At 73.3% G+C, this 25,739-nt stretch carries 27 protein-coding genes and 1 pseudogene; 18 read left to right on the top strand and 10 right to left on the bottom strand.

The window, feature by feature from the left end; translation table 11 throughout:
• Positions 1-103: 103 nt before the first annotated feature.
• Positions 104-319: a hypothetical protein gene (locus tag OHA99_RS02075; RefSeq protein WP_007389398.1), complete on the bottom strand. Its 216-nt coding sequence runs from the start codon at positions 317-319 to the stop codon at positions 104-106.
• Positions 320-925: 606 nt separating this feature from the next.
• On the opposite strand from OHA99_RS02075, the gene OHA99_RS02070 reads away from it, so the two are divergent.
• From OHA99_RS02070 to OHA99_RS02045, 6 genes and pseudogenes are all read left to right on the top strand, one after another.
• The gene (locus tag OHA99_RS02070; RefSeq protein WP_405693655.1) at positions 926-2,173 is read left to right on the top strand and encodes a S1 family peptidase; all 1,248 of its coding nucleotides are present in this window, start codon (positions 926-928) and stop codon (positions 2,171-2,173) included.
• 201 nt (positions 2,174-2,374) lie between these two features.
• A complete protein-coding gene (locus OHA99_RS02065) occupies positions 2,375-4,861 on the top strand; it encodes a SpoIIE family protein phosphatase (protein WP_153176445.1) in 2,487 nt (828 codons plus the stop codon).
• A 158-nt stretch (positions 4,862-5,019) separates the two neighbouring features.
• Positions 5,020-5,271 (top strand): annotated as a pseudogene (locus OHA99_RS02060) (CBS domain-containing protein); the annotation flags it as partial.
• Positions 5,272-5,390: 119 nt separating this feature from the next.
• Positions 5,391-5,570, top strand: coding sequence for a hypothetical protein (locus tag OHA99_RS02055; protein ID WP_153176444.1), 180 nt, complete (start codon positions 5,391-5,393; stop codon positions 5,568-5,570).
• Positions 5,571-5,749: 179 nt separating this feature from the next.
• On the top strand, positions 5,750-6,724 hold the full coding sequence (rfbB, locus tag OHA99_RS02050) for a dTDP-glucose 4,6-dehydratase (protein WP_153176443.1): 975 nt from the start codon (positions 5,750-5,752) through the stop codon (positions 6,722-6,724).
• A gap of 130 nt (positions 6,725-6,854) precedes the next feature.
• Positions 6,855-7,355, top strand: coding sequence for a metallophosphoesterase family protein (locus OHA99_RS02045; RefSeq protein ID WP_405693652.1), 501 nt, complete (start codon positions 6,855-6,857; stop codon positions 7,353-7,355).
• Between the two features lie 242 nt (positions 7,356-7,597).
• On the opposite strand, the gene OHA99_RS02040 is transcribed toward OHA99_RS02045, so the two are convergent.
• Entirely contained in the window at positions 7,598-8,851 is a 1,254-nt protein-coding gene (locus OHA99_RS02040; protein ID WP_405693650.1) for a YncE family protein, read from the bottom strand.
• A 212-nt stretch (positions 8,852-9,063) separates the two neighbouring features.
• On the opposite strand from OHA99_RS02040, the gene OHA99_RS02035 reads away from it, so the two are divergent.
• Complete coding sequence (locus OHA99_RS02035) at positions 9,064-9,723, top strand: TetR/AcrR family transcriptional regulator (RefSeq protein WP_153176440.1); 660 nt, start codon at positions 9,064-9,066, stop codon at positions 9,721-9,723.
• Positions 9,724-9,786: 63 nt separating this feature from the next.
• On the opposite strand, the gene OHA99_RS02030 is transcribed toward OHA99_RS02035, so the two are convergent.
• Complete coding sequence (locus OHA99_RS02030) at positions 9,787-10,152, bottom strand: nuclear transport factor 2 family protein (protein WP_405693648.1); 366 nt, start codon at positions 10,150-10,152, stop codon at positions 9,787-9,789.
• A gap of 181 nt (positions 10,153-10,333) precedes the next feature.
• Here OHA99_RS02030 and OHA99_RS02025 point away from each other — a divergent pair, with 181 nt between their 5' ends.
• The gene (locus tag OHA99_RS02025) at positions 10,334-10,618 is read left to right on the top strand and encodes a hypothetical protein (RefSeq protein ID WP_153176438.1); all 285 of its coding nucleotides are present in this window, start codon (positions 10,334-10,336) and stop codon (positions 10,616-10,618) included.
• Positions 10,619-10,624: 6 nt separating this feature from the next.
• Here the strand turns inward: OHA99_RS02025 and OHA99_RS02020 are convergent, their stop codons facing one another.
• The gene (locus OHA99_RS02020) at positions 10,625-12,379 is read right to left on the bottom strand and encodes an ABC transporter ATP-binding protein (protein WP_405693647.1); all 1,755 of its coding nucleotides are present in this window, start codon (positions 12,377-12,379) and stop codon (positions 10,625-10,627) included.
• Positions 12,380-12,579: 200 nt separating this feature from the next.
• On the opposite strand from OHA99_RS02020, the gene OHA99_RS02015 reads away from it, so the two are divergent.
• From OHA99_RS02015 to OHA99_RS02005, 3 genes are all read left to right on the top strand, one after another.
• Positions 12,580-13,668: an S-(hydroxymethyl)mycothiol dehydrogenase gene (locus OHA99_RS02015; RefSeq protein ID WP_153176436.1), complete on the top strand. Its 1,089-nt coding sequence runs from the start codon at positions 12,580-12,582 to the stop codon at positions 13,666-13,668.
• Positions 13,668-14,297, top strand: a complete 630-nt coding sequence (locus OHA99_RS02010; RefSeq protein ID WP_153176435.1) for an MBL fold metallo-hydrolase — start codon at positions 13,668-13,670, stop codon at positions 14,295-14,297. The genes OHA99_RS02015 and OHA99_RS02010 overlap by 1 nt, the downstream gene beginning before the upstream one ends.
• Before the next feature lie 153 nt (positions 14,298-14,450).
• The gene (locus OHA99_RS02005) at positions 14,451-15,377 is read left to right on the top strand and encodes an SDR family oxidoreductase (protein ID WP_153176434.1); all 927 of its coding nucleotides are present in this window, start codon (positions 14,451-14,453) and stop codon (positions 15,375-15,377) included.
• On the opposite strand, the gene OHA99_RS02000 is transcribed toward OHA99_RS02005, so the two are convergent.
• Positions 15,361-15,900 carry a hypothetical protein gene (locus OHA99_RS02000; RefSeq protein WP_405693644.1) on the bottom strand — a complete coding sequence of 180 codons (540 nt, stop codon included), beginning with the start codon at positions 15,898-15,900 and terminating at the stop codon, positions 15,361-15,363. The genes OHA99_RS02005 and OHA99_RS02000 overlap by 17 nt on opposite strands.
• 50 nt (positions 15,901-15,950) lie before the next feature.
• Between OHA99_RS02000 and OHA99_RS01995 the strand changes: the two genes are divergently transcribed.
• From OHA99_RS01995 to OHA99_RS01985, 3 genes are all read left to right on the top strand, one after another.
• Positions 15,951-16,751 carry an SDR family NAD(P)-dependent oxidoreductase gene (locus OHA99_RS01995; protein ID WP_153176432.1) on the top strand — a complete coding sequence of 267 codons (801 nt, stop codon included), beginning with the start codon at positions 15,951-15,953 and terminating at the stop codon, positions 16,749-16,751.
• 163 nt (positions 16,752-16,914) lie between these two features.
• Positions 16,915-17,610, top strand: a complete 696-nt coding sequence (locus OHA99_RS01990; RefSeq protein ID WP_153176431.1) for a L,D-transpeptidase family protein — start codon at positions 16,915-16,917, stop codon at positions 17,608-17,610.
• 196 nt (positions 17,611-17,806) lie between these two features.
• Positions 17,807-17,992: a hypothetical protein gene (locus tag OHA99_RS01985; protein ID WP_153176430.1), complete on the top strand. Its 186-nt coding sequence runs from the start codon at positions 17,807-17,809 to the stop codon at positions 17,990-17,992.
• A gap of 70 nt (positions 17,993-18,062) precedes the next feature.
• Here the strand turns inward: OHA99_RS01985 and OHA99_RS01980 are convergent, their stop codons facing one another.
• Entirely contained in the window at positions 18,063-19,436 is a 1,374-nt protein-coding gene (locus OHA99_RS01980) for a S1 family peptidase (protein WP_153176429.1), read from the bottom strand.
• A gap of 151 nt (positions 19,437-19,587) precedes the next feature.
• Here OHA99_RS01980 and OHA99_RS01975 point away from each other — a divergent pair, with 151 nt between their 5' ends.
• Both OHA99_RS01975 and OHA99_RS01970 read left to right on the top strand, forming a co-directional pair.
• Positions 19,588-20,769: a MalY/PatB family protein gene (locus OHA99_RS01975; protein WP_153176428.1), complete on the top strand. Its 1,182-nt coding sequence runs from the start codon at positions 19,588-19,590 to the stop codon at positions 20,767-20,769.
• A 114-nt stretch (positions 20,770-20,883) separates the two neighbouring features.
• On the top strand, positions 20,884-21,291 hold the full coding sequence (locus OHA99_RS01970) for a PPOX class F420-dependent oxidoreductase (RefSeq protein ID WP_054101188.1): 408 nt from the start codon (positions 20,884-20,886) through the stop codon (positions 21,289-21,291).
• Between the two features lie 7 nt (positions 21,292-21,298).
• On the opposite strand, the gene OHA99_RS01965 is transcribed toward OHA99_RS01970, so the two are convergent.
• Together OHA99_RS01965 and OHA99_RS01960 are read right to left on the bottom strand one after the other, a co-directional pair.
• A complete protein-coding gene (locus OHA99_RS01965) occupies positions 21,299-21,721 on the bottom strand; it encodes a zinc ribbon domain-containing protein (protein WP_366471561.1) in 423 nt (140 codons plus the stop codon).
• Between the two features lie 142 nt (positions 21,722-21,863).
• A complete protein-coding gene (locus OHA99_RS01960) occupies positions 21,864-22,589 on the bottom strand; it encodes a TetR family transcriptional regulator (RefSeq protein ID WP_405693640.1) in 726 nt (241 codons plus the stop codon).
• Between the two features lie 130 nt (positions 22,590-22,719).
• Between OHA99_RS01960 and OHA99_RS01955 the strand changes: the two genes are divergently transcribed.
• Both OHA99_RS01955 and OHA99_RS01950 read left to right on the top strand, forming a co-directional pair.
• On the top strand, positions 22,720-23,553 hold the full coding sequence (locus OHA99_RS01955; protein WP_405693638.1) for a hypothetical protein: 834 nt from the start codon (positions 22,720-22,722) through the stop codon (positions 23,551-23,553).
• A 20-nt stretch (positions 23,554-23,573) separates the two neighbouring features.
• The gene (locus OHA99_RS01950) at positions 23,574-24,065 is read left to right on the top strand and encodes a flavin reductase family protein (RefSeq protein ID WP_153176424.1); all 492 of its coding nucleotides are present in this window, start codon (positions 23,574-23,576) and stop codon (positions 24,063-24,065) included.
• A gap of 14 nt (positions 24,066-24,079) precedes the next feature.
• Here the strand turns inward: OHA99_RS01950 and OHA99_RS01945 are convergent, their stop codons facing one another.
• Positions 24,080-24,463, bottom strand: a complete 384-nt coding sequence (locus tag OHA99_RS01945; RefSeq protein ID WP_194279817.1) for a hypothetical protein — start codon at positions 24,461-24,463, stop codon at positions 24,080-24,082.
• Positions 24,464-24,815: 352 nt separating this feature from the next.
• Positions 24,816-25,733 carry a MurR/RpiR family transcriptional regulator gene (locus OHA99_RS01940; protein WP_164386192.1) on the bottom strand — a complete coding sequence of 306 codons (918 nt, stop codon included), beginning with the start codon at positions 25,731-25,733 and terminating at the stop codon, positions 24,816-24,818.
• Positions 25,734-25,739 lie beyond the last annotated feature (6 nt).

The raw sequence follows: 25,739 nt of genomic DNA, 5'->3' as shown, positions 1-25,739 counted from the left end.
GCTTGATGAGAGCGGCCGCAGACGGGGAACGGCCGGAGATCGAGAACGGCCGAAAAGTCCCGGAGCCTGGACGGCTCCGGGACTCAGCGACGCAAGGACGCGATCAGAGACCGGCGACCAGGCCCGTGACCGGGGCGGTGTTCAGGCCGGTGGCGCCCTCGACCGTGCCGACGACCGTGTTGACCAGGCCGGAGACCGGGGCGATGCCGTCCACCAGGCCGGTGACGGTGCCGACGGCGTTCACGTTCAGGCCGCCGGAGACGTTGTCGAGGTCGGCGTCGGAGATCTCGACGGTCTCAACCTGGGGGGTGGAGTTCATGTGGGAACTTCCCTTCGTATAGCCATTTTCACAAGGGGGGAGCGGCCCCCTCTGGGGACAGATGACGGCCGCGACCGCGGGCACCGGGCGCCCGTTTCCAGAGCCCTCCGCGGCCCCCGCGGTGCGATGGATCAAAGCACGCGGCCGGTCCGGGCTTCCAATCAATCACCCCTCCCACCAGCGCACTTGCGACGCCCGGGCACCCAAGCGTGCAGGAGCGCGCACTCCTTCGCGGCGACTTCTTCACACGGTGGGCGAGATCGGCCCGCGCGATCCCTTGCCCGCGCGGAGGCGATTGGGACACTCCGGCCCCAAAGACGTAGGGGCCGCCGCGGGCTTGTGCAGATGCGCCGACGGGAGTGACCGGGTTGGGCATTCGGTGTGCAGATTCGCTGAAGCGGTCATTCCGCTCGGCGGCCGGGACACTGCGTCGCCGGGTGAACGCGGAGGGTGTCGAGGGGTGGCGTGAAACGGCCCGCGCCGGGGTGCGGCCGGGCGGCCCGTCTGAACACCCCGCCCGGCCCGTGCGTACCAACAGCCGTCCAGGCGCCCCCAACAGCTGCCGGACCGGCGGACACCCACCCCGGTCCCAGGAGGTCGAGTAGGTTGAGTCACAAGCGAATCCCGAAGCGCAGGGCCGCGATGGCGGCGGGCGGTGTGGTCGCGCTCGGCGCGGCCGCGATCCTGCTGCCGAACGCCAACGCCTCGCAGGACGGCGGCTCCTCGGACGAGGCCGCCGCGGCGCCCAGGACCCTCAAGTCGGCGGACGCGTCGGATCTCGCCACACGGCTCGCCGGCCTGTTCGGCGACACCTTCGCCGGCTCCTACTACGACTCCGGCGCGCAGCGGCTCGTCGTCAACGTCGTCCCCGGCCAGGACGACCAGGTCGTCGCGCGGGCGAAGCAGGCGGGCGCGGAGGTCCGCGAGGTCGACAACAGCATGGGGGAACTGCGCAGCGGCGCCCGGACCCTGAAGTCCGAGGCGAGCATCCCCGGCACCTCGTGGGCGATCGACCCGCGCACCAACAAGATCCTGGTGACCGCCGACAGCACCGTCACCGGCGACCGGTGGGACCGCCTGGAGTCCACCGTGGAGAGCCTCGGTTCCGGCATGGCGACGGTGCGGAAGTCCGCCGGCACCTTCAAGACCTTCGCCTCGGGCGGCGACGCGATCTTCGGCGGCGGAGCGCGCTGCTCGCTCGGCTTCAACGTCACCGCGGGCGACGGCTCGCCCGCCTTCCTGACGGCAGGTCACTGCGGGGTCGCGGCCGACCAGTGGTCCGACGCACAGGGCGGGCAGCCGGTCGCCACCGTCGACCAGGCCGTCTTCCCCGGCGAGGGGGACTTCGCACTCGTGAAGTACGACGACCCGGCGACCGAGGCCCCGAGCGAGGTGAACCTCGGCGACCAGACCCTGCCGATCAGCCGGGCCGCCGAGGCCGCGGTCGGCCAGGAGGTCTTCCGGATGGGCAGCACGACCGGACTGGCCGACGGTCAGGTCCTCGGCCTGGACGCCACCGTCAACTACCCCGAGGGCACCGTCACCGGCCTCATACAGACCGACGTCTGCGCCGAGCCGGGCGACAGCGGCGGGTCCCTGTTCACGCGGGACGGCCTCGCGGTCGGCCTGACCTCCGGCGGCAGCGGCGACTGCACGGTCGGCGGCGAGACCTTCTTCCAGCCGGTCACCACCGCCCTGGAGGCGGTCGGCGCCACCCTCGGGGACGCCGGTGCGGGTGGTGCCGGCGCCGGGGACGCGGGCGCCGGTGGCGGTGACGCGGGCGACGCCGGTGCTGGTGCAGGTGCAGGTGACGCGGGAGTCGGCGGCGACGACGGCTCGGGGCCGACGGGCTGACGGCACGTCCTGCGGACCGCCGCCCCGGCACCCGACGGGAGGGGTCGGCGGTCCGCACCGCGTATCGGCGACGCGCGACGCGTGTCCGCCCCGTGCCACCGGAAGGGATCCGCCCGCACCCGCCCGGCGGCGCGCAGCGTCCGTCCGTGAGCCCCCGATGTGCCCCCGATCGCCGGTAGCCGATCCGTAGGGGCTGCGCACATGTCCCATAAGCGCTGTAATGGCGACGTGGTCGAAGAGGGCACTGCGGAACGCGGACCGAGGGCGCTGCGTGCCGAGGGTGCCCTGAAGGCGATCGCGGCAGCGCCGGGGCCGGAGGAGCGGCTGCGCGGGATCCTCGAGCAGACGCTGGTCTTCGCGGGCGCCTCCCTGGCCGCGCTGTACACGCCCGGCGACGACCGCGACCTGCTCTGCCTGGTCGCGTCGGCCGGTGTGCCGCGCACCCTGTACGGCGTCCGCGACAGCTATCCCGCGGAGGGCGGCTCCCCGGTCGCCGACGCCCACCGCGGGGGCGAGACGGTGTGGATCGGACCGGAGGAGTTCGCCGGATCGGCGGAGTCCCGGCACGTGCCGTCCAGCGGCTTCTCGCTGGCCGTCCTGCCGGTGCGCGGGGACGGCGGCGGCTGCCTGCTCGTCCTGACCGAGCGCCCGGACGGATTCGACGCCGACGACCGAGAGTGCCTCGGACTGATCGCCGGGGCCATGACCTGCCCCGCCCCGGCCGAGGCCGTCGGCACCCCCGAGTCCGGTGCCCTCCAGCCGGACGCCTTCACCCTGGCCATGGACACCGGCCGCGCGGAGGTCGGCGACGACATCCTGCGCCTGTTCGGCCTCGCCCCCGGGGAATTCGACGGCAAGGTCGAGACGCTGCTCGGCCTCACCGTGCCGGAGGACCTGCCGTCGCTGATGTCGGTGACCGAGTCCGACCACATGACGATCGGCGAGCGCGAGCTGGAGTTCCGGGTGCTCCAGCCCACCGGCCCGCCGAAGTGGCTGCGGCTCAGCGGACGCCTGCTGCCCGGCGGCGACGGCCGGCCCGCCCGCCTGGTGGGGACCGTCGCCGACGCCTCCACCCTGCGCCCGGACGTGACCGACGTCGCCCGCGTCCAGCGGCTCGCCGCCGCGCTGGCCACCGCCGGGACCGTCCGCGACGTCAGCCAGGCCGTCGTCGCCGCCCTGCGCAGACCGCTCAGGGCCGACCGGATCGCGCTGGCCGAGCTGGAGAACGACCGGCTCGTCGTCACCGTCCTCGACCCGCCCGACCCCGAGTCCTGGCCCGAGCTGTGGCGCCTGGAATGGCGCACCGAGTGGCCGGACGCACCGGTACGGGCCATGCCCACCCTCGCCGCCGCGCTGCGCGAGGGACGCGCCAGGATCTGGCCCGCCGGCACCGGCGACCTGGAGCCGGCCCTCGCCGACGTCGGCCCCGGCGGCCTCGCCGTACTGCCGCTGCCCGCCGGCGGACGCGTGGCCGGTGCCTGCCTGATCGGCTGGGACGCTCCGCACGACTTCGGCCCCGACGAACGCGCCCTGCTCACCGCCTCCGCGGGCCTGGCCGGGCAGGCCCTGATGCGCGCCCACGCCTTCGACGCCGAGCACGAACTGGTCGGCATGCTCCAGCGCCAGCTGCTGCCGCGCCGGCTGCCCAAACTGCCCGGCGCGGTCGCCGTCGCCCGCTACCTGCCCAGCACGGCCGGACTCGAGCTCGGCGGCGACTGGTACGACGTGATCCCGCTGCCCGACCACCACGTCGCCCTCGTCATCGGCGACGTACAGGGGCACAGCGCCGGCGCGGCCACCCTCATGGGCCAGATGCGCACCGCCCTGCGCGCCTACGCCGTCGAGGGCCATCCGCCGGACGTGGTGGTCTCCCACGCCAACCGGCTGCTGACCGGCATGGAGACCGACCTCTTCGCCACCTGCGTCTACGTCGACCTCGACATGGAGGAGGGCTCCGCCTGGTGCGTGCGGGCGGGACACCTGCCGCCGGTGCTGCGCCACCCCGACGGCAGCACCGAGATCGCCGAGGTGGAGGGCGGCCCGCCGCTCGGCGTGGTGACGCAGGCCGACTTCCCGATGAGCCCGCTGCGGCTGCGCCCCGGCACGCTGATCGCCCTCACCACGGACGGCCTCGTGGAGACGCCGGAGTCCGACATCGACGAGGGGATGGACCGGTTCGCGCACGCGCTGGCCGTCTCCGCCCCGGGCCACCTCGGGCTCGTCGCCGACGCCCTGCTCGGCAACGCCCGCCGCAACGACGACGTGGCCCTGCTGCTGGTGCGCTACGACGGCATGGCCCTGCGCCCGCTGCGGGAGAGCTGGTCGGTGTGGCGGCTGCCCGAGGCCGTGCGGCACGCCCGCCGCTTCACCCGGCGCACCCTGCGCTCCTGGGGCGTGCCGGACGACACCGTCGACGGCGTCCTGCTGATCGTCTCCGAGCTGGTCACCAACGCCCTCGTGCACACCGACGGCAAGGTGCGGCTCGACCTCACCCTGATCAGCGGCAGGCTGCGCGTCGCGGTCGCCGACGCCTCGCCGCGTACGCCCGTCAAACCGACCAGCATCGGCTGGGAGGCCACCGGCGGACGCGGCATCCTCCTGGTCGAGGCGATGTCGGCGACCTGGGGGACGCTGCCGGTCAGCGGGGGCAAGCAGGTGTGGAGCGAGATCCCGGTGGGCGGCGCCTGAACATGTCCCGCGCCGCTCCGGCCGTCACCGCGGCCGCCGAGGTGCGGGCGGCGCGACGCCGGGTACCCGCGCGGTCGCACCACGACTGAGCGATCCGGGAGAACCGAGGAGTGCCCCATGAGCCAGTACGTCCGCGACATCATGACCGGCGACCCGACCGGGACCTCGCCGAGGGCGGTGACCCGGAGCAGACCACCGTGGCGGGGGCGTGCAGCGACGACATGGTGACCGTACGGCCGGACGAGGAGCAGGGCCACGCCGTCGAGCTGATGCGCGCGCACGCGGTGCGCCGGGTCCCGGTCGTCGACGACGGCCACCCGGTCGGCATCGTCTCCCTCGGCGACCTGGCCATGGAGCGCGATCCGGAGTCGGCGCTGGGCGACATCAGCGTGGCCCGGCCGAACCCGTAGGCGCCGCGGGACACGCGCGGGCCCGGGTTTCACGGCGCCCCGTCCGGGGACCCGGCAGGGCGAGCGCGTCAGGCGCGGAGCCAGAAGGACGAGCAGGACCAGAAGGAAGATGATGCCTCGTGACCACGGAGACCAGCGGCAAACCCGCTGTCCGTCGGCTGGAGACCGGGTGGTCGAAGGCCCGCCGGCTGCGGAGCAGGAGCGTGATGCGCACCTGCGTGCCGGCCGTAGAGGACGGCAGCGCCACCCGCGCACCGCAACCGGGCCAGGAGTCGAACATCGTCCGGGGCGAGGACTGAGCGAGCCCCGAGGGTGGTGACACCGCCCAGCGCGCCGGCCTTGGTGCCGGCGCGGTGCGCGTTCCGGGCCGGTGACGGGCGGCGAAGCACCGGCCGGTAGCGTCACAGGCACTCCGCCCCCGCCGCACTCCGCCCTTCGCACCGCTCCGCCCCCACCGCAGCAAGGCACTGAACCGCGCATGAACATCCTGGTCACCGGCGCCGCCGGATTCATCGGCTCCCGGTACGTCCGGACGCTCCTCGCCGCCGACGGGCCGCGGGCACCGCGGATCACCGTCCTGGACTCCCTGACCTACGCCGGGACCACCGCCAACCTCGAGATCGGCCACCCCCGGCTGGAGTTCGTGCACGGTGACATCCGCGACGCGGCGCTCGTCGACCGGCTGACGGCCGAGGCGGACCAGGTGGTGCACTTCGCCGCCGAGTCCCATGTGGACCGCTCGATCCACGCCGCGTCCGACTTCGTCCTGACGAACGTCGTCGGCACCCAGAACCTGCTGGACGCCGCACTGCGCCACGGTGTGGGGCCCTTCGTGCACGTCTCCACCGACGAGGTCTACGGCTCCCTGGAGTCCGGCTCGGCGACCGAGGAGCATCCGCTGCGGCCGAGTTCCCCGTACGCCGCGTCGAAGGCGTCGGGCGACCTGCTGGCCCTCTCCTGCCACCGCACCCACGGCCTCGACGTACGGGTGACCCGGTGCTCCAACAACTACGGCCCGCGCCAGTTCCCCGAGAAGCTCGTGCCGCTGTTCGTCACCCACCTCCTGGACGGCCGCCGGGTCCCGCTGTACGGGGACGGACGCAACGTCCGCGACTGGCTGCACGTCGACGACCACTGCCTGGGCATCGACCTCGTACGCACCCGGGGCCGGGCCGGTCGGGTCTACAACATCGGCGGCGGCACGGAGTTGAGCAACCGCGAGCTCACCGGCCTGCTCCTGGACGCCTGCGGCGCGGGCCCGGACCGCATCACGCACGTGGAGGACCGCAAGGGCCACGACCTGCGCTACGCGGTCGACTGGACCAGGGCCCGCGAGGAGCTGGGCTACCGCCCGCGGCGCGACTTCGCCGCCGGCCTGGCGGAGACCGTCGCCTGGTACCGGGACAACCGGTCCTGGTGGGAGCCGCTCAAGCGGCGCACCGACGTGGGCTGACGCGCGGCGGCCGGCCGGACAGCACCATCCGGGTCGCGCGGCGGCGGCGCAGCCGGACGTCGAGGCCGGTGCCGGACCGACACCGGCCGGCGGGACTGCACGGTTCTGCCTGCCGATTAAACTGGACCGGGTGCGTCTGCTGATCACGTCCGACACCCACCTGCCCAAGCGTGCGAAGGAACTGCCGGCGCCGCTGCTGGCGGAACTCCCGCGCGCCGACGTCGTCCTGCACGCGGGGGACTGGGTCGACACGGCCACCCTCGACCTGCTGGAGAGCCGCAGCCGCCGCCTCGTCGGGGTGTACGGCAACAACGACGGACCCGCACTGTGCGCCCGGCTGCCCGAAGTGGCGTATGCGGACCTGGGCGGCCTGCGCCTCGGCGTCGTGCACGAGACCGGCGCCGCCAGGGGACGCGAGGCGCGCTGCGCCGCCCGCTTCCCCGACCTGGACGTCCTCGTCTTCGGACACAGCCACATCCCCTGGGACACCACGGCCGCCACGGGTCTGCGGCTGCTCAACCCGGGCTCGCCCACGGACCGTCGCCGTCAGCCGTACCGCACCTACATGACCGGCACGGTCGCCGACGGCCGGCTCGGGAACGTCGAGCTGCACCGGCTGCCGCCGCGCTGAGGGCGGGCGGAAGAAGAGGCGGGCGGCGCCCCTGAGGACGCCGCCCGGTGCGGACCGGGCCGCTCCGTGTCGGAGGAAGCGGTCCGGGCGCTTCTTCTGGAGTGCGCTGTCACGGACCTCCTTCCGGGGGTGGTGCTGTCGAGGGCATGCATGCCTCGTCCGTTGCCGGGCGACTACCCCTGCCGGGCCCGTTCACACACGCGGGCGAGGACGACATGCCGGGCGCCGGCCGCACGGCCGCCTCAGCGGGCCGACGGACCCGACCAGTCCGCCGCCACCCGGCCGACGCGGACCCGCTGCGGGTGGTCGCCCACGGGGACGGACACCGACTTCTCCCCGGTGGCGAAGTCGATGGCGGTGATCCGGTCGGCGCCGCTCTCGGAGACCACGCAGTGCCTGCCGTCGCCGCTGACCGTGGCCCAGTACGGCTTGGCGACGGGCACCAGCGGCCCCTCCCGGAGCGTCCCGCGGTCGACGACCGTCGCGTAGTCGTCCATCGTGCCCGCGACGCAGATCTTGGCGCCGTCCGGGCTCATGGACAGGCCGTGGTGCCGTGAGTCGTTGACCCAGGTGGTGCGGTCCTCACTCGTGGCGGGGTTCTTCGGCAGGGTCTTGGTCCGGGTGATCCGGTCGGTGGCGACGTCGTACTCGAAGAAGCCGTTGAAGAACGAGACCTGGAAGTACAGCTTGGACTCGTCGGGCGAGAAGACCGCGGGCCGCACCGCGTCCGAGTGGTCGCCCAGGCCGATCGCGTCGAGCCGCTCGCGCATGTCGACGACCCTGACCCGCTCGTACGTCGTCGCGTCCACGACCGTGATGCGCCGGTCGCCCTTCGTCCAGTCGAGCCAGGGCGCGTCGAGCGCGGTGTTCACCTCGCCGATGGACATGTTCCAGATGTACTTGCCGTCGCCGGTGAAGATGTTCTCGTGCGGCTTGTCGCCGGTGGCGAACGAGCCGACCTGCTCACCGGTCTCGATGTCCAGGACGTGCACGGTGTTCGAGGTCGACGCCGACACCGCCACCCGGGTGCCGTCGGGGGAGACCGCCATGTGGTCGGAGCGGTATCCCGAGACCGGGAAGCGCCAGTTGATGTCGCCGGTGGCGAGGTCGACGGAGACCACGTCGGCGAAGCTCGGCCGGGAGACGACCACCGAGGCGCCGTCCGGAGTCGAGTACATGTCGTCGACGAGCTGGTCGTGGCCCTCGCCGACGCCGTTGCGGATGGCCTGGAAGTAGATCCACCTGATCGGATCGGCGTTGATCTCCGCCATCCGCTCCGCCCGGTCCGGGACGACGTCGATCCGGCCGATCCGTGCGAAGTCGCCGGTGGACCGGATGACGTCCGCGGTGCCGTCCCAGTTGTTGCCGACGAACATCACCTCGCGCAGGTCGGCGCGGGACCCGGGCGCGGCCGAGGCGGTGGCGGCCGGGGCGGCGAGGGTGAGGGCGAGGGCGGCGGCGACGGCGCCGAGGTGCCTGGTCGTGAACGCGGGCATGCTGCTCTCCTCCGGCAGGGGGCGTGGTGTGGGGGTGCTGGAGCGAAAGGGTGCTGGAGCACTGGAGCACTGGAGCGCGCAATCTGAACACAGCCGCTTTCAGAGTGAACTTACTGCAAAGTAAGGAAAGAGCGCCCTTCTCCACAAGGCCGCGGACACGACAAAATCGTCGGAACGGCGGGGAGTTGACGACGCGGAGGGAGGGGGAGCCGATGACGGGCAGGCTCAGGGCGCCGACGGGCCGCTACGGCGGCAAGTCGGCCGCGCAGCGCCAGGCCGAGCGCCGCCGGCGCTTCCTCGACGCGGCCCTCCAGCTGTTCGGCGACACCCCCGGCTACCGGGCCACCACGGTGGCCGCCCTCAGCGAGGCCGCCGGGCTGTCCACCCGGCAGTTCTACGAGGAGTTCCGCACCCTGGAGGACGTGCTCGCCGCGCTCCACCTCCAGGTCAACGACTGGGCCGAGGCAGCCGTCCGCACCGCCGCCGCCCGCACCCAGGACCTGCCGCTCCCCGACCGCGCCGCCGTGATCTTCCGCGCCTACGCCGGCAACGTCACCGCCGATCCGCGCCGCGTCCGCATCACCTTCGTGGAGATCATCGGCGTCAGTCCGCGCCTGGAGGAGCAGCGGCTGGCCCGCCGCGCACGCTGGGTCGACCTCATCCGCGCCGAGGCCCGCACGGCCGTCCTGCGCGGGGAAGCGGCACACCGCGACTACCGGCTCGCCGCCACGGCGTTCATCGGCGGGGTCAACGGCCTGCTGCACGACTACAGCGCCGGCTGGGTGGACGCGACCCTCGACGAGGTCGTCGACGAACTGGTCGCCCAGCTCCTGGCCGTCCTGCGCCCACCCGGCCCGCGCCCGGAGGGCTGACCGGACCCGCCCCGGGTCCGGGAGCCGTGCACCGCCGGACCCGGTCGTCCCCAAGGTCCCGGACTACTCGTCCCAGGCCTGGATCATGGTCTGCTCGACGATCTCACCGTCCCGCAGCGACAGCATCGACTCGGCGAGGACCCGCACCCCGTCCGGGTAGGTGCACTCCTCGGTGAACGCTGCCTGGTCGCCCTGGACGACGCAGCGCGCCATCCGGTGGGTCATGTCACGGCTGTAGACGTCGTCGAGCATCTCGGCGATCTGGTCCCGGCCGTGCAGGACCTTGGGGCGGCTCGGCTGGTCGTACCGGTCGACGACGCGGACCTCCGCGTCCCGCGCGTACAGCGACGACAGCGGTGCCGCCGTCTCTCCTTCGATGCCCCGGCGCAGTGCTTCGATGTCGAAGCCGGGGCCTGCCGTGGTGCTCATGACGACCTCCTTCGGATGCCGAAGGCCGCGGCCCGGAGCCGGAACGGGCCGTCTCGGCCCTCTCCCTTCGAGCTTCCTCCGTCCCGGCGCCCATGGCAACGACGACCGGGACACTGGTCCTCACGGGTGAGCGCGGGCGCCCGCCCGTGTCCGGGCCCGGACCGCCCGCGTTGCTCAGCACATGATCTCAACACGACGTATCGTCGCCGTTGTCGGGCTCGCCGCCGGCGTCACCGGTCTCGCCGCCCCGATGGCGAGCGCGGCAGGCGGGAGCCCGCTGGGCACGGAGAAGCTCAGCGTGACGAACACCCTCGACACACTCGCGGTCGGTGACATGCCCGCCGAGGACCGGGCGCGGATGCCGCTCCCGTCCCAGCAGCTGCACCGGCTGCAGGACCTCCAGCAGCTCCAGCAGGTCACCGGCCTGGTCTCGCCCGTCTTCGGAGTCGTCCCCGCCCTGGGCTGACGCCCCTCAGCCGCCGGTCGCCAGAAACTGGGTGGCCGCCAGCTCCGCGTACAGCGGATCGGCGGTCACCAGTTCCCGGTGTGTGCCGACCGCGCGGACCCGCCCCGCGTCCATCACCACGATCCGGTCGGCCGTCGTCACCGTCGACAGCCGGTGCGCGACGACCAGCACCGTGGTCGTCCGGGCCACCTCCGTCACCGTGTCGCGCAGCGCCGCCTCGTTGACCGCGTCCAGCTGCGAGGTGGCCTCGTCGAGCAGCAGCAGCCGGGGACGGCGCAGCAGCGCCCGGGCGATGGCGACCCGCTGGCGCTCGCCCCCCGACAGCTTGGTGCCGCGGTGGCCGACCAGCGTCTCCAGCCCGTTCGGCAGCCGTTCCACCAGACCGTCGAGACGCGTCGTCTTCAGCACGGTGGTGAGGGCGCCCTCGTCCGCCTCCGGGTGGCCCAGCAGCAGATTGTCCCGCAGCGAACCGGACAGCACCGGGGCATCCTGCTCCACGTAACCGATCGCGGCCCGCAGCGCGGCCAGTTCCCACTCCCCGAGGCTCCGGCCGTCCAGCGTGATCTCCCCGGCGACCGGGTCGTAGAACCGCTCGATCAGGGAGAAGACCGTGGTCTTGCCCGCGCCGGACGGGCCGACGAACGCCGTCATCCCCCGGGCCGGCACCTCGAAGCTCACCCCGTGATGGATGTACGGCGCATCGTCGGAATAGCGGAAGCGGACGTCGCGGAAGGCGACGGACGCCGGCCGCTCGCCGGGCGAGGGCAGCGGGACCGGCCGGGCCGGCGGCTCCGCGGGCAGGCGCAGCGCGTCCTGGATCCGGCCCAGCGCGGCACGGCCCGTCTGGTACTGCGTGATCGCGCCGACGACCTGCTGGATCGGGGACATCAGATAGAAGACGAACAGCAGGAACGCGACCAGCGTGCCCACGTCGATCGCCCCCGTCGCCACCCGGGCACCGCCCACCGCGAGCACCGTGATGAAGGCGCTCTGCATCGCCAGCCCCGCCGTGTTGCCCGCGGCCGCCGACCACTTGGCGGCGCGCACACTCTGCCGCCAGGACTCCTCCGCGGCCTCGTGCAGCGTCCGCTCCTCCCGGGGTTCCGCGCCCGACGCCTTCACCGTGCGCAGCGCCCCGAGGATGCGCTCCAGCGCGGCGCCCATCACACCCACCGCGTCCTGCGCCTGCCGGCTCGCGCGGTTGATCCGGGGCACGATCAGACCCAGCACCGTGCCCGCCCCCACGACCACCGCCAGCGTCACCCCGAGCAGCACCGGATCGACGACGCCCATCATCACCAGCGTCGCCACCAGCGTGAGCCCGCCGGTGCCGAGGCCGATGAGGGAGTCGGTGGTGACCTCGCGAAGCAGCGTCGTGTCGGAGGTGATCCGGGCCATCAGATCACCGGGCTCGGTGCGGTCCACGGCCGTGATGCGCAGCCGCAGCAGATACGACGACAGCGTCCGCCGCGCCCCGAGCACCACCGACTCCGCGGTGCGCCGCAGCACGTACGAACCCAGCGCTCCCAGCGCCGTGTTGGCGACCACCAGCCCCGACATGGCCAGCAGCGCCCCGGTGATGGCCCGGTCGTGCGACAGGTCGTCGATCAGCTCCCGTGCCACCAGCGGCAGCAACAGCCCCGTCGCGCCGGTGACCAGGGAGAGCAGGGCGCCCGCGAACAGGGCCGTGCGATGCGGCCGTACGTAGGACAGCAGCAGCCGCCAGGCTGGTGTACCGGTCTCCGGCTCTGCGGTGGTCACGTCGCTCCTTCGGCACGTGGACGGGGCACTCAGGCTACGTCGGCGCCCGGCCGCCCGGACCGCCGGTGTACGGGTGCCCGTGCCGCCCGGGCGCCCGCGCTCGGTCGCACCCCGGGAACCGCCCTGTCACCTGCCCCTTTCCGATCACTGGCGCGTAGGGTCTGGGGGAACGCTGAACGGCCGACGAAGGGGTCAGGAACATGGCGCAGGAAGTACGCGGTGTGATCGCGCCGGGCAAGGACGAGCCGGTACGGATCGAGACGATCGTCGTGCCGGACCCCGGCCCGGGCGAGGCCGTGGTCAAGATCCAGGCCTGCGGGGTGTGCCACACCGACCTGCACTACAAGCAGGGCGGCATCAACGACGAGTTCCCCTTCCTGCTCGGGCACGAGGCCGCGGGCGTGGTCGAGTCGGTCGGCGCCGGCGTCACCGACGTCGCCCCCGGCGACTTCGTGATCCTCAACTGGCGTGCCGTCTGCGGCAAGTGCCGGGCCTGTCTGCGCGGCCGGCCCTGGTACTGCTTCGACACCCACAACGCCGAGCAGAAGATGACCCTGGCCTCGACCGGCCAGGAGCTCTCCCCGGCCCTCGGCATCGGCGCCTTCGCCGAGAAGACCCTGGTCGCCGCCGGACAGTGCACCAAGGTCGACCCGGGCGTCTCCGCCGAGGTGGCCGGGCTCCTCGGCTGCGGCGTGATGGCCGGCATCGGCGCCGCCATCAACACCGGCAACGTCGGCCGCGGGGACTCCGTCGCCGTCATCGGCTGCGGCGGCGTCGGCGACGCGGCGATCGCCGGGGCCTTCCTGGCGGGCGCGTCGAAGGTCATCGCCGTGGACATCGACGACCGCAAGCTGGAGACCGCCCGCTCCATGGGCGCCACCCACACCGTCAACTCCCGCGAGACCGACCCCGTCGAGGCGATCCGCGAACTGACCGGCGGCTTCGGCGCCGACGTCGTCATCGAGGCCGTCGGCCGCCCGGAGACCTACCGACAGGCGTTCTACGCCCGCGACCTGGCCGGCACCGTCGTTCTCGTCGGCGTCCCGACCCCCGAGATGAAGCTGGAGCTGCCGCTCCTGGACGTGTTCGGCCGCGGCGGCTCGCTCAAGTCCTCCTGGTACGGCGACTGCCTGCCCTCCCGCGACTTCCCGATGCTCATCGACCTCCACCTCCAGGGCCGCCTGGACCTCGGCAAGTTCGTCACCGAGACCATCCGCCTCGATCAGGTGGAGCAGGCCTTCGACCGCATGCACGCCGGCGACGTGCTGCGCTCGGTGGTGGTGCTCTGATGGCCCCTCGCATCGAACACCTCGTCACCTCGGGACAGTTCAGCCTCGACGGCGGCACCTGGGACGTCGACAACAACGTCTGGCTCGTCGGCGACGACCACGAGGTCGTCGTCATCGACGCCGCCCACGACGCCGACGCCATCGCCGAAGCCGTCGGGGACCGGCGGCTCACCGCCATCGTGTGCACCCACGCCCACAACGACCACGTGGGAGCCGCCCCCGCGCTCGCCGAGCGCACCGGCGCCACCATCTGGCTGCACCGCGACGACCTGCCCCTGTGGCGGCAGACCCACCCCGACCGGGACCCGGACGCCTGGCTGACCGACGACCTCGTCATCGAGGCCGCAGGCGCCGACCTGACCGTCCTGCACACCCCGGGACACGCACCCGGCGCGGTCTGCCTCTACGACCCCGGTCTCGGCACCGTCTTCACCGGCGACACCCTCTTCCAGGGCGGACCCGGCGCGACCGGGCGCTCCTACTCCCACTTCCCGACGATCATCGACTCGATCCGGGACAAGCTGCTGGTCCTCCCGCCCGAGACGGAGGTCCGCACCGGCCACGGCGACTCCACGACCATCGGCGCCGAGGCCCCGCACCTGGAGGAGTGGATCAAGCGCGGACACTGACCCGCCCGGGGCGGTCCGCCCTCGCGACCGCCCCGGACACGCGCGGTAAAGGTGACAGAAGATGTCCGGCTTCCGAGGCACCCTCGAACACGACATCGCCCGCGCGGGACATGTACCCGTGCGGGACGTGAGGGAGAGGAACGGAAGCCGGACATGACAGGATCACCGAAGGGTCCGCTGGCGGGCAGGGTCGCACTGGTCGCCGGGGCGACCCGCGGCGCGGGACGGGGCATCGCCGTCGAACTGGGCGCGGCCGGCGCCACCGTCTACGTCACCGGACGCAGCACCCGCGCCCGGCGCTCGGAGTACGACCGCCCCGAGACCGTCGAGGACACCGCCGACCTGGTCACCGAGGCGGGCGGCCACGGCATCGCCGTACCCGTCGACCACCTCGACCCGGCACAGGTCGCCGGCCTCGTCGACCGCATCGCCAGCGAACAGGCCCGCCTCGACGTCCTGGTCAACGACATCTGGGGCGGCGAGCACCTCTTCGAGTGGGACAGCCCCGTCTGGGAGCACAACCTCGACAACGGCCTGAGGCTCCTGCGGCTCGCCGTCGAGACCCACGCCGTCACCAGCCACCACGCCCTGCCGCTGCTGCTGCGCCGCCCCGGCGGACTGGTCGTCGAGGTCACCGACGGCACCGACGCCTACAACCGCGACCACTACCGCAACTCGTTCTTCTACGACCTCGCCAAGACGTCCGTCCTGCGGATGGCCTTCTCCCTCGGGCACGAACTGGGACCCCGCGGCGCCACGGCGGTCGCGGTGACCCCCGGATGGCTGCGCTCGGAGATGATGCTCGACCATTTCGGCGTACGCGAGGAGAACTGGCGCGACGCCCTCGACCGCGTCCCCCACTTCGCCATCTCCGAGACGCCCCGCTACGTCGGCCGCGCGATCACCGCCCTCGCCGCCGACCCGGGCGTGGCACGCTTCAACGGCCAGTCCCTCTCCAGCGGCGGCCTCGCCCGGGAGTACGGCTTCACCGACCTCGACGGCAGCCGCCCGGACGCCTGGCGCTACCTCGTCGAGGTCCAGGACCCGGACAAGCCCGCCGACGTCACGGGGTATCGCTGAGCGCCGGCAGGGGCAGACGGGCGGAATGACCGGTGGGCAGACCCAGGTCGGCCCGTACGGCGGAGTAGTAGTCCGCCCGCGCGACGCGCTGCCGTTCGAGCAGGTCCCGCCACGCCGGACGATCGCGGGACCCGTCGCGTACGAGCCGCTCCATGTCCATGAGGACGACGACCCAGGCCCGGGCCTTGTCCACCACCTCGGGGCTGCCCAGCAGGAGCAGGGCCTCCCAGTAGGGGTCGCGGGCCGCCGTGGCCTCGGCCATCGAGACGTCGGCCTCCCGGGGCCGGAGCGGATGCGGGTGCGGATCCAGACCGAGTGCGGACGCCCCCCGGTAGGCCAGGGTCACGGACGTCTTCACCGCCCGCGCGTAGTCCGCGTACGCCGTGAACCGCCGCTCCTGCCAGTGGGCCTCCCGTTCCCGCCGGTGCCGTGCCCGGTCACCGCGGACCACGGCGAGGTAGGAACCGAGCGCGCCGATGACGACGCCTATCAGTGCGGGGAGTTGCTGGAGGAACGCGGACATGGCCGCACGGTATCTGCCCCCGTGATCGTCGCGGTACTACCGTCTGGCCCATGACGGACACCAGGCGTTTCACCGACCACACGGCACTCGTGACGGGCGCGGCCCGGGGCATCGGCGCGGCCACCGCGCGCCGGCTCGCCACGGAGGGGGCCCGGGTGCTGCTGACCGACGTGGACCTCGACGCGGCGCGGCGCACGGCGGCGCACCTGACGGAACAGGGCCTGACCGTCGAGGCGTTCGCCTGCGACGTGCAGGACCGGGCGTCCGTCGAGGCGTGCGTCGCCCACGCGGTGGACACCTTCGGCGGGCTGGACGTGCTGGTCAACAACGCCTACGCCTGCACGCCCGACGTTCCGCTCTTCGAGGACGAGCCGGACGAGGTCTGGGCCCGCGACCTCGACGTCACCCTCACCGGCGCCTACCGCTGCTGCCGGGCCGCGCTGCCCCACCTCGCCGCCTCCGGACGCGGCGCGATCGTCGGCATCGGCTCCGTCAACGGGGTCCAGGACTTCGGCAACCACGCCTACAGCGCTGCCAAGGCCGGGCTCGCCTCGCTGACCCGCACCCTCGCCGGGCACGCGGCGCCGCGCGGTGTCCGGGTCAACCTCGTGACGCCGGGCACGGTGCGCACCACGGCCTGGGAGGGGCGGGACGAGGAGCTCTCGGCGGTGCGGGGGCTCTACCCGCTGGGCCGGGTCGGCGAGCCCGAGGACATCGCGGCGGCCGTCGCCTTCCTCGCCTCGCACGACGCCTCCTGGATCACCGGCACCACCCTCGTCGTCGACGGCGGCCTGACCGCCGTCAACACGGGCTTCCGACGGGCCGTGCGGGAGCCGGACGGGACGGACTGACCGGACCCGTGGGCAAGGGCGGCCCGGTGGTCTTTGTCACTGTTTCGTCGCGGCGGCGGGCGGTGCGCAACCAAAGCCGCCGGACGGCGGTCTAGCAGGCCGGGATCGCACGAAGGCGACCCTCCACTCGGCGCACCGCCTCGACGCGAAAGGCACGACGGCCATGGGGGACGTACGCAGAAGGGGAGCCGTCGCTCTCGGGCTCACCGCACTGGTGGCACCGCTCACACTCGCGCTCACGGCGGCACCGGCCCAGGCCGCGAGCTGCACCGCGAAGGCGGGCCCGTACCAGAAGAAGGTGGAGAAGTTCCTCGGCCGCAAGGCCGACGGCAAGCAGTCGACCGCCGACTGCAAGGCCATCCGTGCCTTCCAGACGAAGCACGGCATCACGCCCAATGCCGGCTACGCGGGGCCGATCACGTGGGGGGTGATGGACCTCATGACGAAGCAGAAGGCCGTCGGGAAGAATCCGAACAGGTCCGGCAAGTGCCCCACCAACAAGGGCCGTATCGCCTGCGTCGACCTCAGCCTCCAGCTGAGCTGGATCCAGGACGGCAAGAAGCTGGTGTACGGGCCGGTCCCGGTGCGCACCGGGCGCGACGGCTACGAGACCCGCACCGGTCTGAAGAAGGTCTACTGGCGCAACATCGACCACGTCTCGACGATCTACCACGTGCCGATGCCCTACAGCCAGTTCTTCGACGGGGGCCAGGCCTTCCACTCCGTGGGCGTCGGCATGTGGAACCCGCCGGGCTCGCACGGCTGCGTCAACATGAGGAAGGCCGACGCCAAGAAGTACTGGTCGCTGCTGAAGAAGGGCGACGACGTCTACGTCTACGGCCGCAAGCCGGGCACCTGACGGACGGGGGCGCCCGGCTCGCGCCGCGGCGCCCCACCGTCCGGGGCGAGGCGGGCCGTGTGCGGCAGGACACATCCGGCGGGAACTAACTCGCCCGTGGGTCTTGACAGATGGGAAGATCGACGTGATCAGTAACACGGTCCGATATGTCCGCTTGGCTCGTGATTACTCACATCGTCTTCACGCCGGGCGCCGTATGCTTCACATCATGTCCACCACTGTTGAACCCTCCTCCGAGCGATCGGCTGCCGAGGTCAACGAGGAGATCCGGGCCCTGTGGCTCAGGTCGGGCGGGACACTGAGCGTCGAGCAGCGCGCGGAGTACCAGCGGCTCGTCATGGAGTGGGCCAACGCGGCCCCGGAGTCCGCCACCGCCGCCTGAGCCGCGCGCCGCGACCTCCCGCCCCGGCCTGTCGGCAGCATTCACGGGCCGGCCCTCGTACCGGCCCGGATCAGTTCCACGTCGCCGAGTACTGCCGCCGGTAGGCCTTGCGGTCCTGTTCCGTACGGATCCACCGCGTGGCCACCAGCGCCACCAGACTGCCCGCGACCACCAGCAGTCCCGGGCCGACGTTCCGGCGGTCCGTGAGCCGGGCGAGCAGGGGCGTGCCGCCGGCGCCGGTCACCGGGGCCGACGCTCCCGCACCCGACGCTCCCGCAGCCGAAGCTCCCGCCCCCGCGGCGCCCGTCGCCGGGGGCGCCGAGGTGCCCGCCGCGGCACCCTCCCGGCCGGAGACGACGAGCCGGACCCCCAGCGCCGCCATGGCCTCCGGCAGCGGCTGGAAGAACGTCGTCCCGCCCTTGGCGCAGTCACCGCTGCCGCCCGACGTCACGCCGAGCGCGACACCCTCGGAGAACATCGGCCCGCCGCTGTCCCCGGGTTCGGCGCACACATCCGTCTCGATGAGGCCGGTGACCGTCCCCTCCGGGTAGTTGACCGTCGCGTCCAGCGCCGTCACCCGGCCTTCCCGCAGCCCGCTGGTGCTCCCGCTGCGGAACACCCGCTGCCCGACCGCGGGCTCACCCGTCCCCGTGATCCGTACGCCCTTGCCGCCGCCGACCGCCACCACGTCGGCGGCGTCCCCCGCCCTGCCGCCCGCGTACTCGACCAGCGAGAAGTCGTCCCCGGGGAAGCTCCCGGCGACCGTCGTGCCGATCTGGCGGTCCCCCTTGCCGTCACCGAACCAGACGGAACCCGTCGGCCCGCAGTGGCCGGCGGTCAGGATGAAATCGCTCGTGCCGTCGGTCACGTTGAACCCCGCCGAGCAGCGTCCCGCCGTGGACAGGATCGGCTCCGCCCCGTTCAGGCGGGTGGTGAACACGCCCTCGGTGCGCTCCATGCGCACGAACCCGCCGATCCCCTCCGCGACACCCGTCAGCCGCGACCAGTCGGCCCCGGAGACCGTGCGGTCACCACGCACCACCACCTCGTTCGACCGGTAGTCCAGCGCCCACGCCGTACCGGGCACCCGGGGTGCCGAACGCAGCGTCGCGGCCGCCGACCTCAGCTCGGTCATACTGTGCCGCACCACCTTCGCCGTGGCACCGGCCCGCCGCACCGCCTCGGCCGTGGACCCGTCCGTCACCGCGACGACCGGCCGCCCGTCGGCATCGACCCAGTGCCCCGCCGTACGGTCGCCGCCCAGCCGGGCCACGAGACCGGCACCGGCGCCGGACGCGGCCCGCGCGAGGGTGCCCGGCGCGGCGGACGGGCCGGGGGGTTCGCTCGCCACCGCCCGGGTGACCATCGTCCCCCCGAGCAGCAGCCCGCCGACGGCCGCCAGCCGTGCCGCGCGCCGGACGATGCGTCGTCGTGCGTGCCTCATGCGTGTGCTCCCGAACCCGACCGCGCGGCGTCGCCGCCGCGGGGGCCTCCGGACGTCGAGCGCCCTCCTCCCTTACGGCGGCGGGTGCCACGGTGTTCACCGGCCCGGCGCCTTGTTCCCCCGTCCCGCCACGGCGTCCTATCTTGGGCCCATGACCAGCATCCCGCGGGACCCGTCCGGTGAGCCGAACCCCCTGCACGCGCTCGGCCTGGAGCAGCTCCGCCGCCGTACGAGCATGAAGTGGCGCACCTATCCCGAGGACGTACTGCCGCTGTGGGTGGCCGAGATGGACGTGCCGCTCGCCGGGGCCGTCGTGCGTGCCGTCACCGACGCCATGGAACTCGGCGACACCGGCTACCCCGTCGGCACCGCCTACGCCGAGGCCCTCGCCGCCTTCGCCGGGAAGCGGTGGGGCTGGGACGACCTGGCCGTGGAGCGCACGGCGATCGTGCCCGACGTGATGCTGGGCGTCGTCGAGATGCTCAAACTGGTCACGGAGCCGGGCGATCCGGTGATCGTCAACCCGCCGGTGTACCCGCCGTTCTACGAGTTCGTCACCCACCTGGACCGGCGCGTCGTCGAGGCTCCGCTCGGGCCGGACCTGCGGCTCGACCTCGGGGTGCTGGAGGAGACGTTCCGGCGGGCCGTCGCGGGCGGCGGCCGGGCGGCCTTCCTGCTGTGCAGCCCGCACAACCCCACCGGCACCGTGCACACTGCCGACGAACTGGCCGCCGTCGCCGCCCTCGCCGAGCGGTACGGCGTCCGGGTCGTCGCCGACGAGATCCACGCGCCGGTCGTCACCGCCCCCGGTGCGCGGTTCGTGCCCTATCTGAGCGTGCCCGGCGCCGAGCGCGGCCTCGCGCTGATGTCGGCGTCCAAGGGCTGGAACCTGGCCGGCCTCAAGGCGGCCCTGGCCCTCGCGGGACCCGGGGCCGCCGCGGACCTGGCGCGGATGCCCGAGGAGGTCGGACACGGGCCGAGCCACATCGGAGTCCTCGCCCACACCGCCGCCCTGCGGGACGGAACCGCCTGGCTGGACGCCGTGCTCGCCGGGCTCGAGGAGAACCGGCGGCTGCTCACCGGTCTGCTCGCGGAGCGGCTGCCCGGGGTCGTCCACCGCCCCGGGGAGGCGACCTACCTCGCCTGGCTCGACTGCCGCGCCCTGGCCCTGGGCGACGACCCGGCGGAGGTCTTCCTGGACCGGGGCCGGGTGGCCCTCAGCTCCGGCATCCCCTTCGGCAGCGGCGGGACGGGGCACGTACGGCTCAACCTGGCCACCTCGCCCGAGGTGCTCACGGAGGCGGTGCGGCGGATGGCGGCGGCCCTGGGCTGAGGCGCGACGCCGTGGGCCGGTACGCGTCCCGGGTGTGTACGCGTCCTGGGCGCGTACACACCCGGGTCCGCACGCGCCAGGGCCCTTACGCGTACGGGTCTAGACTTCCGGATCATGGACGACGACGCGTCACTGGACCGGCTCGGCTCCGGCAAGTACCTGCTGGTCACGACCTACCGCAAGAACGGCACTCCGGTCGCCACCCCCGTGTGGGTCGTGCGGGACGGCGACGCGCTCGGCGTCTGGACGGTGGCCGACTCCTGGAAGGTCAAGCGCGTCCGCAACCGCGCCGACGTCCTGGTGGGCCCCTGCGACGTGCGCGGCAGGCCGAAGGGCGACCAGGTCCCGGGGACGGCGGAGATCTGCGACCCCGCCACCACGGCCCGCTACCGCAAGCTCCTGGTCCGCAAGTACGGCGTCGTCGGCCTGCTCACCCTCCTCGGCAGCAGACTGCGCCGGGGTCTCGACGGCACCGTGGGGATCCGCGTCACGCTGACGCCAGGGCCGGCCGCCGGGAACTGACCCGCCCTCAGGTCCAGGCCCGGTACGGCTCGTCCACCAGCTGGAAGACCGGCTCGCCCCGCACCGGGTCCTTGGCCGTGGACAGCCGCACCCGGTCACCGCTGTGGATGCCGATGAGCGGCCCCATGACCCGGCCGCGCAGGACGAAACCCTCGGTCATTTCTATGAGCGAAACGTTGCGCGCGGCAGGGGTGTTGCGGTGCACCACGGTGGCGTGGCGCACCGTGCCGGTGCCTTCGCTCCGTTCCGTCCGCAGCTCGCTGCCGCGGCAGACCGGACACAGCACCCGGTGGTACATGGCGGTGCCGCACCAGGTGCAGCGCTGGTAGAAGACGGCCTCGGTGTCCGGGGCCCGGCCCTTGGCCTCCCGGTCGAGCAGGCCCGTCGCGGGGCCGGCCGCCTGCTGAGCGACGTTTCCTGAGTGGTACACGCTGGTCAACTCCCTGCACTCGGGCCGGAATCCCGCGTGCGCGGTCACCGGGCACGCGTGTGCTCGGCTCACCGTGCCACCGTGCACGCACTACAGCGTATGGCACTGAGTGTCACTCGTAAAGGCACTCGGTACCCTGGATTCAGAATGCGGACTCGATCTCCCGCAGCACCTGCCACAGGGGCGTCCCGCGACGCGCGGCCACGACCACCACGTCCTCGGGCGACTCGCCCCGCGGCGGCACCGGTACGTCGCCGAACGCGGACTGCGCGAACGCCAGCGCGTGGTCCACCGCGGCACCCACGTCGTCGCGCCCTTCGGAACGCAGCCAGGACCGCAGGGCGTTGTTGTGCGCCGCGACCACCGCGGCCGCGATCACGTCGGCGCGCAGGATCCCGTCCGGGCGCCCGCCCAGCCGCCCGCGCAGATACTCGGCGAGGGCGCGCTCGTAGCGCCACACCACCGACAACTCGTAGGCGCGCAGCCCGGGGACCTTCTTGGTGAGGTGGTACCGCTGCACGGAGAACGCCGGGTTCTCGGCGTACATGCGCAGCACGAGCCGCGCCGCGTCGCACACCTGCCGCACCGGGTCGGCGTCCTCGGGGGAGCGGGCCAGGAACGCCTTCATGTCGGCCAGGCACCGCTCGTGGTCGGGGAAGACCACGTCCTCCTTCGACGGGAAGTACCGGAAGAAGGACCGCCGTCCGACGCCGGCGAGGGCGACGATGTCGTCCACCGTGGTCTGTTCGTACCCGCGCTCCAGGAACAGCCGGAACGCCGCCGCGACCAGGGCGTCCCGCATCGGCGGCCGGACCTGTGCCGCGTCGGTCCCGTCCCCGCGGCGGGACGCCGCACTGCTGGTGCTCATGGAGGGGAACGTAGCAGCCCGCCGAGGTCCATGGCACTCAGTGCAGCGATCTGAGGGAACTGAGTGCACCCGGGGGTGCGTCGGGCCGGTCGCATACGATCACTTCCGGTCAGCCCCGGAGGAGTCCCGCATGCCGTTCACCCGCCCCCGCATCCTGTACGTCACCGACCTGGGCTACCAGGCGCGCGGGCGGCGCTACTGCGACGAGGACATCTTCCTCACCTCCCGCCTGCGCGAGGAGTTCGACCTGGCCCTGTGCCATCCCCGGGACGCCGCCGCGCTGCTGGACGCCTTCGACGCCGTCGTCGTCCGCAACAGCGGTCCCGTGCAGGAGTACAAGGCCGCCTACGACGCCTTCCGCGAGCGCGCGGCCGAGCGCGGGACGCGGGTCTACAACCAGCTCACCGGCCGGGCGGACATGCTCGGCAAGCAGTACCTGCTCGACCTGACCGCGGCGGGGTTCCCGGTCATCCCCACCGTCGACCGCGCCGAGGACCTGCACCTGCTGCCGGCCGCCGATGAGTACGTCGTCAAGCCCAGGCTCGGCGCGGACTCGGCGGGCCTGCGGATCGTCCCCGCGGGCCGGGTGCCGGAGGCGATGCGCGGCGCCCGGGACCTCCTCGTCCAGCCGCGCGTCGACTTCGCCTACGAGGTCTCCTTCTACTTCGTCGACCACGACTACCAGTACGCCCTCCACGCCCCGCACCCCGACCGCCGCTGGCAGCTGGAGCCGTACGACGCCACCGTGGCCGACCTCGGCTTCGCGCGGCGGTTCGTCGAGTGGAACCGCGTCGACCACGGCATCCAGCGCGTCGACGCCTGCCGGGCGCCCGACGGCGAGCTGCTGCTGGTCGAACTGGAGGACCTCAACCCCTACCTGTCCCTGGACGTCCTCGACGAGCCGGCCCGCGACGCCTTCGTCGCCGCCCTGCGCACGGCCCTGCGCCGACTGCTCGCCACCTGAGCCGCCTCCGGCGGCCTAGCATGGCCGCCATGGACGTGTTCCTGGACCGGCTCGACCCGGACATGTGCGTCGTCACGGCCGCCGCGGGCGGGGAGCGGGCCGGCTGCCTGGTCGGTTTCTCCTCGCAGTGCTCCATCCGGCCCGTGCGGTACGCCGTCTGGATCTCCGACGTCAACCGGACCTTCCGCGTCGCGCGGTCCGCCGACGTGCTGGCCGTGCATCTGCTCGCCCGCGACCAGCGGGAGACGGCGGAGCTGTTCGGCGGGCGCAGCGGCGACGACGTGGACAAGTTCCGGCGGGTCCGCCGGCGGGAGGCGTACGGCGGTGCCGTCGTACTGGAGGACGCCGAGGCGTGGTTCGTCGGCCGGGTCGTGGAGCGGATCCCGGGGGGCGACCACGTCGGTTTCGTCCTCGAGCCGGTCGAGTGGGGCGGGCGGGGGAGGGCCGCCGGCGGCCCGCCGCTGCGGCTCGCCGACGCCCGCACCATCCGGCCGGGGCATCCGGTGGACTGAGCCGCGCCGGCCGGTCAGCGTCCGGCAGCGCCCCGCTCGGCGAGCGCCTCGGTGACCGCCCGCACGCTGCGCGCGATGTGCTGCAACTGGAGGACCTCCGCCGCGTACAGCTTGATGGTGTGCTCGATGGCCGCCTCGTGCAGGCCCAGCCGCGGCAGGTCCGCGCGGGCGGTCTGCAACGCGGTGCGGGCCACCCGGATCTCGTGCTGGACCTGGATCTGCGCATGCCGGGCGAGCAGTACCGGGTGCCGGATCAGGGCCGGGTAGCCGGCGTAGCGCGCCGGCACCAGCTCGCGCAGCCATCTGGTGGCCGAGCGTTCCCAGTCGTAGCTGCCGGGGGCCTTGACCTGGCAGGGCCAGTCCGGGCTGAGGCGCGTGGTCGTCAGGGTCATGATCATCGCTTCCGGGAGTGCGGCGTCGACGGGGTGGGCGACGGGTGGGGGCGGTCCCGGTCCAGGGGACGACCGGGACCGCCGCGGGCGCTCGCGCAGGCGATGCCCGACCGGAACACCCGGTGCGCCCCAGCGGGTAGGAATGCGGCGGGCCGAGGTGTTCGCGGCAGGTGCGGACGCGTTCCGGGGCGGCCGGGTCGCGATCCGTGAGCAGTATTTATATATGCCATCTGCTTTGCAAGACGTATGAAAACATTCATGCCTGCTTTGACGCGGATGGCCCCCGTCTGCGCCGACCAATCGCCGCCCCGGCCGGCCCGGAAGGCGCCCGCTCGCCCGGCCGGCCCGGCCCGCCCGGTCAGTCGCGCAGGAAGAACTGGTGCTGGTCCGCGACCTGCTCGTACTCCTCGAGCCGGGCCTGGGTCCGCTCGGGGTCCGCGTCGGTCATGGCCTGGAGCAGCGCCGCGCACATCACGCCCGGTGCCGCGTAGGAGTCGAAGACGAGCCGGGACCCCGTGCCCGTGGCGAAGGCGACGTCGGCCTCGTCCACGACCGGACCGAGCGCCAGGTCGGTGATCAGCGCCACCTTCAGCCCGGCACCGCGTGCCACCCGCACGGCGCCCAGCGTCTCGTGGGCGTGCCGGGGCATGGAGAAGGCCAGCACCCAGGTGCCGCCCGCCTCCCGGGACTGGAGCAGCGCGTCGTAGGCGACGGTGCCGCCCCGGGTCACCAGCCGCACGTCGGGGTGGACGCGGCGGGCCGCGTAGGCGAAGTACTCGGCGAGCGAGACGGAGATGCGCAGGCCGAGGACGGTCAGCGGCGCGGACGCCGCCAGCTTGCGGCCGACGTCGATCACCCGGTCCGCGTCGGCGAAGTCGCGCCGAAGGTTCTCCAGGTTCTCGATCTCGGCGTCCACGGCCGCCTGGAGTTCGTTGCCCCGGTTCTCCTCGGCCGGGGAGCCGCCCCGGCCGCCCAGCGCGATCGCCTGGAGCTGCTCCCGCAGCGCGGGGTAGCCGCTGAAGCCGACCGCTGAGGCGAACCGCGTCACCGACGGCTGGCTCACGCCCACCCGGTCGGCCAGGTCGGTGATCGACAGGAACGCCGCCTCGGTGAGGTGCTCGATGAGGTACTGCGCGATGCGGCGCTGTCCCGGGGAGAGTCGGGGCCGGTCGAACAGCGTCCTGAGCCGGGACGTGGGGGAGAGCTCCGACTCCGGGGCCGCCCGTCCCGAGGTGATCGCCGACGCCTGGGCACGTGCCTGCTGCGGCGACGGCACGGGTGC

This window comes from Streptomyces coelicoflavus (assembly GCF_045041415.1).
GTDB lineage: Bacteria > Actinomycetota > Actinomycetes > Streptomycetales > Streptomycetaceae > Streptomyces > Streptomyces coelicoflavus.
Note: the sequence above shows the minus strand (reverse complement) of the source record. Positions and strands in the feature narration are given on the sequence as shown.

Coding starts and splice junctions, on each gene's coding strand:
- OHA99_RS02075 (WP_007389398.1), bottom strand. CDS start 319: ATGAACTCCACCCCCCAGGTTGAGACCGTCGAGATCTCCGACGCCGAC.
- OHA99_RS02065 (WP_153176445.1), top strand. CDS start 2,375: ATGTCCCATAAGCGCTGTAATGGCGACGTGGTCGAAGAGGGCACTGCG.
- rfbB (WP_153176443.1), top strand. CDS start 5,750: ATGAACATCCTGGTCACCGGCGCCGCCGGATTCATCGGCTCCCGGTAC.
- OHA99_RS02040 (WP_405693650.1), bottom strand. CDS start 8,851: ATGCCCGCGTTCACGACCAGGCACCTCGGCGCCGTCGCCGCCGCCCTC.
- OHA99_RS02035 (WP_153176440.1), top strand. CDS start 9,064: ATGACGGGCAGGCTCAGGGCGCCGACGGGCCGCTACGGCGGCAAGTCG.
- OHA99_RS02030 (WP_405693648.1), bottom strand. CDS start 10,152: ATGAGCACCACGGCAGGCCCCGGCTTCGACATCGAAGCACTGCGCCGG.
- OHA99_RS02025 (WP_153176438.1), top strand. CDS start 10,334: ATGATCTCAACACGACGTATCGTCGCCGTTGTCGGGCTCGCCGCCGGC.
- OHA99_RS02015 (WP_153176436.1), top strand. CDS start 12,580: ATGGCGCAGGAAGTACGCGGTGTGATCGCGCCGGGCAAGGACGAGCCG.
- OHA99_RS02010 (WP_153176435.1), top strand. CDS start 13,668: ATGGCCCCTCGCATCGAACACCTCGTCACCTCGGGACAGTTCAGCCTC.
- OHA99_RS02005 (WP_153176434.1), top strand. CDS start 14,451: ATGACAGGATCACCGAAGGGTCCGCTGGCGGGCAGGGTCGCACTGGTC.
- OHA99_RS02000 (WP_405693644.1), bottom strand. CDS start 15,900: ATGTCCGCGTTCCTCCAGCAACTCCCCGCACTGATAGGCGTCGTCATC.
- OHA99_RS01995 (WP_153176432.1), top strand. CDS start 15,951: ATGACGGACACCAGGCGTTTCACCGACCACACGGCACTCGTGACGGGC.
- OHA99_RS01990 (WP_153176431.1), top strand. CDS start 16,915: ATGGGGGACGTACGCAGAAGGGGAGCCGTCGCTCTCGGGCTCACCGCA.
- OHA99_RS01985 (WP_153176430.1), top strand. CDS start 17,807: ATGCTTCACATCATGTCCACCACTGTTGAACCCTCCTCCGAGCGATCG.
- OHA99_RS01980 (WP_153176429.1), bottom strand. CDS start 19,436: ATGAGGCACGCACGACGACGCATCGTCCGGCGCGCGGCACGGCTGGCG.
- OHA99_RS01975 (WP_153176428.1), top strand. CDS start 19,588: ATGACCAGCATCCCGCGGGACCCGTCCGGTGAGCCGAACCCCCTGCAC.
- OHA99_RS01970 (WP_054101188.1), top strand. CDS start 20,884: ATGGACGACGACGCGTCACTGGACCGGCTCGGCTCCGGCAAGTACCTG.
- OHA99_RS01960 (WP_405693640.1), bottom strand. CDS start 22,589: ATGAGCACCAGCAGTGCGGCGTCCCGCCGCGGGGACGGGACCGACGCG.
- OHA99_RS01955 (WP_405693638.1), top strand. CDS start 22,720: ATGCCGTTCACCCGCCCCCGCATCCTGTACGTCACCGACCTGGGCTAC.
- OHA99_RS01950 (WP_153176424.1), top strand. CDS start 23,574: ATGGCCGCCATGGACGTGTTCCTGGACCGGCTCGACCCGGACATGTGC.
- OHA99_RS01945 (WP_194279817.1), bottom strand. CDS start 24,463: ATGATCATGACCCTGACGACCACGCGCCTCAGCCCGGACTGGCCCTGC.